Origin of the sequence: Burkholderia sp. ABCPW 11 (assembly GCF_001523445.1) — a bacterium.
Lineage (GTDB): Bacteria > Pseudomonadota > Gammaproteobacteria > Burkholderiales > Burkholderiaceae > Burkholderia.
The window spans coordinates 133281-141926 of the sequence record NZ_LOVM01000048.1 but is presented as its reverse complement, the minus strand read 5'-3'; the positions used below and the strand labels follow the sequence as shown (position 1 = coordinate 141926).

Sequence of the window (8646 nt, the reverse complement as noted above, 5' to 3'; positions counted from 1 at the left end):
CATGGGCAAGTGCGTTGCCGACGTCGGACGCGAAGGGCTTCTGGGGCGCGTTCGGCTGTTCGTGCTGGGCGGTCTGAGATGGCGATGCATACCACGTGCGACTCCGCGGCATGGGTCCGCACGCGGGTGTCGCCGCCGTGGGCGCTGCCGGCGGGCCGCCGAGTTCTGGAACATGACACGCATCGCGCGCTTCATGGCCCTTGACGCATTTTTCGACGATCCGGGACCGATCGGCGGGCTCGTCCTCGTCACCGTGCTCGACGATGGACGAGACCCCGCTCGCAGCGGTCCCGCCATGCGGTGATGTCGCGACGACCGTGTGGAAGCGATGCGTCTGCTCCGTCTGCCGCCGCGCGGCAAGCCGCGCGCGTCCGCTTGCGTCGCACGCTGCCGCGCGCGATGCGCGTGTTTCCCGCCTGTCGTCCGGGCCGCCCGGACGAGCAGCCTGCATCCCGCTGAATCCGAATCCGCGCGCGGCGCCGGGCCGCGCGCGTCACCATCAAGGAGAAAATCGATGAGTTCACTGAATCTGCGCAACCTGCTGCGCATGACCGCCGCGTCGTCGGCCGTGCTCGCCGCGCTGCTGGCCGGCGTGCCGGCGCTCGCCGACGAAACCCACCTCGACGACATCGCGTCGCCGGCCGCCGCGGCGCGCTTCCCCGCGATTGCGGTCGGCCCGCAGTACGACACGACGCACGTGTGCGTCGCACCCGAAGACTTCGACCGCTTCACCGACAGCTTCGTCGCGACCTTCGGCGGCAAGAAGTCGAAGCAGGGCGTGTTCCAGGTCACGCCGACGCCGAGCCAGACGATGTCGCAGCTCGTGCTGACGCCGGTCGGCACGATCTCGGTATTCGGTTTCAAGACGCCGATCCCGTATCCGTTCTGCGAGGAACGCACCGGCTATCTCGTCACCGACATGGACGTCGCGGTGAAATCGGCGCGCGCGCATGGTGCGGACATCGTCGTGACGACGTTCCCGGATCCGATCGGTCGCGATGCGATCGTCCGCTGGCCGGGCGGCGTGAACATGCAGCTGTACTGGCACACGCAGGCGCCGAACTACGACCCGCTGCAGACGGTGCCGGAGAACCGCGTGTACGTATCGCCGGAAAGCGCGAGCAAGCTCGCACGCAACTTCGCCGCGTTCTCGCATGGCAAGATCGTGTCCGACGTGCGCCATGCGCCGGGCATCGAGATCGGCCGGCCGAACGATACCTACCGCCGCATTCGCATCGAATCGGGCTTCGGCAAGATGACCGTGCTCGCGACCGACGGCCACCTGCCGTACCCGTTCGGGCGCGAAATGACGGGCTATGAAGTCGCCGATCTCGCCGCGACGCTGAAGCAGGCCGAAGCCGCGGGCGTGACGGTGCTCGTGCCGCCGTTCAAGTCGGACGGTCGCGACGCGGCGCTCGTGCAGTTCCCGGGCGGCTACGTCGCCGAAATCCACGCGCGGTCGAAATGACGGTGCGCCGGCCGATGAAGCGATCGTTGCGCGGCGCGTTGCCGTGCGTCGTGCTGGCGGGCGGCGCCGCGTTGCACGCGGGGGCGGCCGTCGGCGCCGATGCCGATGTAGCGGCGGCCGGCGCGGCCGCGTCGCCGGCCGCTGCCGCGGCGTCGTGCACCGCGAAACGTCCGACGGTGTCGTTCAACCGCTGGCAGGAGGACTGGTCGGCGCTCGCGAATCCGTGCGTGCCGCGCAAGCCGTTCGACGCGCTGAAATACATACGGCTCGGCGACGACCCGTCGACCTACCTGTCGCTCGGCGTGAACCTGCGCGAGCGCTTCGAGCTGAACAATGCACCGCTGTTCGGCCTCGGCGCCGCGCACGACGACAACTACGTGATCCAGCGCGCGAACGTACACGCGGACCTGCGCTATCGCGGGCATCTGCAGGCATTCGTGCAGTTCGTCGATGCGCGGCCGTTCGGCAAGGACACGGTCGGTCCGGTCGACAAGGATCAGCTCGACCTCGAGCAGGCATTCGTCGCGTACGTCGACCAACTGGGGCCCGGCACGTTCAAGACGCGGATCGGCCGGCAGGAGATGGCGTTCGACTTGCAGCGTTTCGTGTCGGTGCGCGACGGCCCGAACGTGCGGCAGGCATACGATGGACTGTGGACCGATTACGAAATCGGCAAATGGCGCTTGATCGGCTATGTGACGCGCCCGGTGCAGTATCGCAATGCGGCCGTGTTCGACGACGTGTCGAACCGGCACCTGCGATTCGACGGCGTGCGCGTCGAGCGCAACGGAACCGGGCCCGGCGATCTGTCCGCGTACTGGTCGCGCTATACGCGCGACAACGCGCGCTATCCGGATGCATCCGGCACCGAGCGGCGCGACGTGTTCGACATGCGCTACGCAGGCAAGACCGATGGGGTCGACTGGGACGTCGAGGCGATGCTGCAGACCGGCCACGTCGGGCAGGACACGGTCGGCGCATGGGCGTTCGGCGCGCTGGGCGGCTACACGTTCGCGAAGACGGCCGGCACACCACGCATCGGCATCCAGGTCGACGGCGCATCGGGCGACGCGCATCCGGGCGACCGGCGGGTCGGCACGTTCAACCCGCTGTTTCCGAACGGCTATTACTTCACGCTCGCCGGCTACACCGGATACAGCAACCTGATCCACGTGAAGCCGTCGCTGACGTTCAAGCCGGCCAGCTCGGTGACGGTGCTCACCGCGGTCGGCTTCCAGTGGCGGCAGACGACCGCCGACGCGATCTACGGGCAGGGGATGTCGGCGGTGCCGGGCACGGCCGGCAAGGGCGGCGCGTGGACCGGGATGTACGCGCAGGCGCGCGTCGACTGGCTCGTGAACGCGAACGTCGCGCTCGCGCTCGAGGCCGTGCACTTCCAGCTCGGCTCGTCGATTCGCACGCTCGGCGCGCGCAACGCCGACTATCTCGGGATGGAAGCGAAGTTCGGCTGGTGACGCGTCACGCCGCGCGGCGCGTGTCGGGGCCGCGCGCGGGCAAGCGATGCGACGAAATCGATGAGCGCGGTCACAACGCGGTCACGCGCTTCGAGCCGCGCCGGTTCGGCAGGTACAGCGCGGTGATCGCCGCGCGTGCCGAGCGCGGCGTCACGTCGTACCGTTCGAACAGCCGCTGCGGGCGGCCTGCTTCGACATCCGTACCGACCAGCCAGTCGGGCGGCAGCGCGATGCCGGCGCCGTCGAGCGCGGCCGCGCTCGCGCGCCGTGTCTTCAGGACGATTCAGGCGCCGCTCAGGATTTTCGCCGCGGCGCCCGATAAGCTGCGCGGCATCGCGTGTCGTGCGGGTCGTTCCGTTCATGGCCGGGCGCGCGCACGGTTCGTCACGGAGATCGCATGAAGACCCTGTTCCGGCACGCGTGCGTTGCGCATGCGGCCCGTTTGCTGATCGTGGCCGGGTGCGCGGGCCTGTCGATGCCCGCGGTGCTTGCGCAGGCCGGCGTGCAGCCCGAAGCCCACGCCAACGCGCAACCCGAAGCGCAATCCACGGCGCCGGCCCCCGCCGCCGGCCGGCAGCCTCCCGGCTTCTATCGGCAGAAGATCGGCGACTTCACGGTGATCGCGCTGTCCGACGGCACCCATCCGTTTCCGATCGACACGGTGTTTCGCGACGTCTCGAAGGACGAGATCCGGCGCGACCTCGACCGCGCCTTCCTGAAGCCGCCCGTGCAGGGCTCGATCAACGCGTTCCTGGTCGATACAGGATCGAAGCGGATCCTCGTCGATGCGGGCGCCGGCACGCTGTACGGCGACTGCTGCGGCAAGCTGCTCGACGATCTGCGCGCGGCCGGCTATGCGCCCGAACAGATCGACGAAGTGCTGCTCACACATCTGCACAAGGACCATGTCGGCGGCATTGTGTCGAACGGCGCGATGACGTTTCCGAATGCCGTCGTGCGGGTGAACGCCGTCGAGGCCGCGTATTGGCTTGACCCCGCCAACAAGGCGCAGGCGCCGGCGTTCCTCGCGTCGTTCTTCGATGCGGCCGCCGCGGCGGTCGCGCCTTACGTCGCGGCCGGCCGCTTCAGGACGTTTCGCGGCGAAGCGACGCTCGCGCCCGGCATTCGCGCGGTGCCGATGCCGGGCCATACGCCGGGCCATACGGCTTATTTGATCGAGAGCGGCCACGCGGGCATGCTCGCGTGGGGCGACATCGTGCACGTCGCGGCGATCCAGTTGCGCGACGTCGACGCGACGGTGCAGTACGACAGCGATGCCGGCGCCGCCCGCCGCACGCGGCGGGCCACGCTGAAGCGCGTCGCCGATCGACGCTATCTCGTCGGTGCCGCGCATATCGCGTTTCCCGGGCTCGGGCACTTGCGCCGGGACGGCGCGCAATACGACTGGGTGCCGGTCAACTACGACGCGACGCCGGTGCGGTAACGGCCCGACGTGCGTCCATGCCGCCGGTCAGCGCGATCGGGCGCGCCGCCACGCGCCGGGCGGATGGCCGACGATCCGCGCGAATACGCGGTTCAGATGGCTCTGATCGGCGAAGCCGCACGCGACCGCGATGTCGGCCAGCGTCATGTCGGACGTCTCGATCAGCTCGCGGGCGCGCGTCACGCGTTGCTCCAGCAGCCACTGGTGCGGCGTGCGGCCCGTGGTGCGCGAGAACGCGCGGATGAAATAGCCGCGCGACAGGTCGCATTCGTTCGCCACTTCCTCGATCGACACGCCGAGGTCCGCCTTTTCCATCAACAGCTCCTGGGCGCGCGCCACCTTCGCGGGAGACAGCACGCCCTTGCGCTCGAGCTCGCGCGTGCGCGCGTTGCCGTAGCGCCGCACGAGATGCGTGCCCATCGCGAGCCCGACCTGCTCGATGAACAGCGCGTTCAGCGGGCCGGGTGCGTCGAGGCTGTCCGCCACCGCGTGCGCGAGATGGCCGAGTACCGGGTCGCGTACGTCGGGGCGGCACGCGAGGCCGCCGATCGGCTGGCCGCCGTGCTCGGGGCCGACGCGTTCGAGATACGCATGCGGCAGCTCGACCAGCACGAAGTCGAAGTTGCCGTACAGGTCCGCGTGGAAATGACGGGAAAAATCGCGAATGTAGATCGAGTGATGCTGGAACCGGCGTTCGCTCGCGCCGGTGCGCCCATAGAGCGTGCGGCGGTGGCCGCCGCCCAGCGACACGCCCACCAGGAAGCCTCGGTCGCACGGCGGCATCTCGATGCGCTCGACGTGCGCTTCGCGCATGCATTTGCGGTGGAGCTTCAGGCCGCCGGACGTCGTTTCGACATCCTTTGCCAGCAGGCTCGACACGCAGCCGAGCGTATCTTTCGGCCGCCGCGGAGACGATGCCACCGGCGCGGCGATGACGGAGTCTGACATGGAATTCCCCAGCGAGGGACTCGGAGCGTGAAATGACGAGTCCAGTTTAGATGCGCACGCGAACGTTCAAAATGAATTTGCATAAACGTCCGCTGGCAATCGTTACAAATTGCTTTCAACGCGTGTGCGCGGTGCGTGCGCAGCCCGGCTCGACGCCTGCGCGGGCGGCCCGGCAGAGTATAGCGCCCCACTTTTACACGCAAGCGATCGTGCCGATCGCGCCCGACCGACAGCCGCGGGCAGAGCGCATTTTCTTTCAAGATTTTCAGCGGCCACCCGTCTACACTCGGTCCGGAATTCGACATTTTCCGTCCGGCGCAAGGGTGCGCCGGACGCGGACTTCCCGCCAGGTGAACTGCCGCGTTCATCCGGCGGTCATCCCGAGGGACCGGAGGCGGCCATGATTCAGATCGGAACTTTGTCGGTGGATTTCGAGCAACGCGACATTCGCCGTCACGGCGCGTCGCTGCGCATCGGCGGGCGCGCGCTCGACATTCTCGAAGTCCTGCACCGCGCGAGCGGTTCGGTCGTGTCGAAGGACGACATCATGGACGCGGTCTGGCCGGGCCTGATCGTCGAGGAAAACCGGCTCCAGGTGCATGTGGCGACGCTGCGCAAGGCGCTCGGCGCGAGCCGCGATCTGATCAAGACGGTGCCTGGGCGCGGCTACCTGCTGGTGGCGAGCGCGTCGCCCGGCCCGGACCCCGTGTCGGCCGCCGAAGCGCCGGCCGTCGCCGTCCCGCCCGATGCCGCCGTGTCGTCGCCGATCGCGCCGCTCGTCGGGCGCGACGCCGAACTCGCGCAGATCGTCGACATGCTCGAATGCACGCCGGTCGTCACGCTCGTCGGCGCGGGCGGGATCGGCAAGACGAGTCTTGCCGTGCGCGTCGCGCACCGCGTGCGCAGCCGCTCGCGCGAGCGCGTGCTGTTCGTGGAGCTGGCGCGCGCGTCGACGCGCGACGACATGCTGATCGCACTCGCCGCCGAGCTCGGCCTCGATACGCCGGGCGTGCCCGCCATCGACCGCATCGCCGACGCGTTCGCGACGTCGCGCTGCCTGCTCGTGCTCGACAACGCGGAGCACATCGTCGATCTGGTGGCGAGCCTCGTCGAAACGCTGACGTCGAGCGCCGGCTCGCTGCGCGTGCTCGTGACGAGCCGCGAGCCGCTGCACATCTCGGCCGAAGCGGTGCTGCGCATGAGCCCGCTCGCGGTGCCCGACGGCGACGCGTCCGCCGACGAAATCGTCCGCTGTTCGGCCGTCGAGCTGTTCCTGGAGCGCGTGCGCGCGGCCGCGCCGGATTGCACGGTCGACGAAGCCGGCATGCGGCTGATCGGCGACATCTGCCGGCGCCTCGACGGGCTGCCGCTTGCCATCGAACTGGCCGCGGCGCGCGTGGCGACGCTCGGGCTCGCGGTCGTCGCGTCGCGTCTCGACGACCGGCTGAACCTGCTGACGGGCGGGCTGCGCTCGGCGCTGCCGCGTCATCAGACGCTGCGCGCGACGTTCGACTGGAGCTACGTGCTGCTCGATCGGGCCGCGCGCGCGCTGTTTCGCCGGATGGGGTGCTTCATCGGGCCGTTTTCGTTCGATGCCGCGTACGCGGTCGCCGCCGAGCCCGGCACGTCGGCCGCGGACATGATCGCGGTGCTCGGCGAGCTGGTGGCGAAATCGCTGGTGACGGTCGAGTTCCATGGCGCATCTGCGCGCTACCGGCTGACCGAATCGACGCGTGCGTACGCGCTGGAAAAACTGCACGACGAAGGCGAGTTCGAGCGCATCGTCGCGCGCCACGCGGAGTATGAGCGCGAGCGCGCGCCCGTGCGGCTCGTGGCGCCCGCCGACGTGCCGCCTGCCGATGCGCCCGCGTCGGCCGCGGACGAACCGGCGGACGCCGCCGAGGCCGCGGGCGTGCCCGAGCCCGACCGGCTGGCGCGCGCGCTGCTGGAGCCGGCGCGGATGCGCGCGTGCACGGCGCGCGCACGCCAGGTGCTCGACGAACTCGACACGCGCGCCGCGGGCCCCGTCGACGCCGCGCGCGAGATGCGGCTGCGGGCGGCCTGCGCGTCGGCGCTGCTGCATACCGACGGCGACGCACCGGCCGCCGCCGCGATGTGGGATCGCACGCTCGGTCTCGCCGCGCACATCGGCGACGATGCGTTCGACGCACGCGCGCTGGTCGGGCTGTGGAACACGATGCTGACGCTGTCGGACATTCACGAATCACTGCGCTATGCGACGCGCTTCGAGCGGGCGGCCGAGCGGCGCGGCGACCGGTCGCAGCGGTTGCTGGCGAACGCGATGGTCGCGACGTCGCTGCATTACTTCGGCGAGCATGCGCAGGCGCGCGAGCGGCTGGAAGCGGCGACGGCCGAGCTCGCCGACGCAGGCGAATCGCCGTGCGCGCAGGCCGCGCTGGGCGTCGACATGGCGACGCTGGGCCGCACGATGTTGATCCGTCTTCTGTGGATGCAAGGCGAGCCCGAGCACGCGATGCGCGTCGCCGCACAAGCGGTCGAGCATGGGCGCCGCGGCCCGTCGCCGCTCGCGCTGTGTATCGTGCTCGGTGCGGCCGCCGTGCCGATCGCGCTGCGCTACGGCGATCACGACATCACCTCCGACTATCTCGCGACGCTGCGCGCGACCGCCGACGCGCACGGTTTCGACATCTGGCGCAGTCACGCGGAATGCCTGACCGGCCAGTTCGACATCCAGGCCGGCCATCCCGGCGCCGGCCTCGCCCGGCTCGAACCCGCGCTGCGGCGCATCGAGGCGAGCGGATTCCGGCGCGTGCTCGCGCCATTGACCGTCGCGTATGCGGAGGGCCTCGTGCGGACCGGCCGCGCAGACGAGGCGCGCATCCGGCTCGATGCGACGCTCGCGCGCTGCCGCGCGCACGGCGAGCACCTGTTCGTCCCCGAGCTGCTGCGCGTGCGAGGCGTCGCGATGCTCGAGCAGGCGCGTACCGTCGGCGCGAATCTCGCGGTGGCGTACGAGGCCGACGGGCATCGTCATCTGCAGATGGCGATCCAGACCGCGAACGCGCAGGGCGCCGCGATGTGGGCGCTGCGCGGCTCGCTCGATCTCGCCGATCACCTGATCGAGCGCGGGCATACCGCGCAAGCGTCGGCGCTGGTCGCCGGGGTCGCGCGGCACTTCGATCCGCATTCGCGCGCACACGACGTGCGTCGCTTGCTGCGCGTGCAGAACTTCGTCCGTCAGGATGCGCCGCCCGCGCCATGCCTGACCCGCGCGCGGCGCGATGCCGCCGACGCGGCCCAGCAGGCGGCATGACGATGCGCGAATCCGG

The 8646-nt window shown here is 70.1% G+C and carries 6 protein-coding genes and 1 pseudogene; 5 read left to right on the top strand and 2 right to left on the bottom strand.

Translation table 11 applies throughout. The features are described from left to right. Positions 1-172: 172 nt before the first annotated feature. The 3 genes from WS61_RS35720 to WS61_RS20885 all read left to right on the top strand — a co-directional run bounded on the left by WS61_RS35720 (position 173) and on the right by WS61_RS20885 (position 2943). A complete protein-coding gene (locus tag WS61_RS35720) occupies positions 173-304 on the top strand; it encodes a hypothetical protein (protein ID WP_257127311.1) in 132 nt (43 codons plus the stop codon). A 210-nt stretch (positions 305-514) separates the two neighbouring features. After that, entirely contained in the window at positions 515-1468 is a 954-nt protein-coding gene (locus tag WS61_RS20890; RefSeq protein ID WP_059503016.1) for a VOC family protein, read from the top strand. A 14-nt stretch (positions 1469-1482) separates the two neighbouring features. Next, positions 1483-2943, top strand: a complete 1461-nt coding sequence (locus WS61_RS20885; protein ID WP_059503056.1) for an alginate export family protein — start codon at positions 1483-1485, stop codon at positions 2941-2943. A gap of 26 nt (positions 2944-2969) precedes the next feature. On the opposite strand, the pseudogene WS61_RS35965 reads toward WS61_RS20885, so the two are convergent. Next, positions 2970-3196 (bottom strand): annotated as a pseudogene (locus WS61_RS35965) (LysR family transcriptional regulator); the annotation flags it as partial. 144 nt (positions 3197-3340) lie between these two features. On the opposite strand from WS61_RS35965, the gene WS61_RS20875 reads away from it, so the two are divergent. Then, a complete protein-coding gene (locus WS61_RS20875; RefSeq protein WP_059503012.1) occupies positions 3341-4387 on the top strand; it encodes an MBL fold metallo-hydrolase in 1047 nt (348 codons plus the stop codon). Between the two features lie 27 nt (positions 4388-4414). Here the strand turns inward: WS61_RS20875 and WS61_RS20870 are convergent, their stop codons facing one another. Next, the gene (locus WS61_RS20870) at positions 4415-5335 is read right to left on the bottom strand and encodes an AraC family transcriptional regulator (protein ID WP_059503010.1); all 921 of its coding nucleotides are present in this window, start codon (positions 5333-5335) and stop codon (positions 4415-4417) included. A 400-nt stretch (positions 5336-5735) separates the two neighbouring features. Here WS61_RS20870 and WS61_RS20865 point away from each other — a divergent pair, with 400 nt between their 5' ends. Further along, on the top strand, positions 5736-8630 hold the full coding sequence (locus WS61_RS20865) for a winged helix-turn-helix domain-containing protein (RefSeq protein WP_059503008.1): 2895 nt from the start codon (positions 5736-5738) through the stop codon (positions 8628-8630). Positions 8631-8646: the final 16 nt, after the last annotated feature.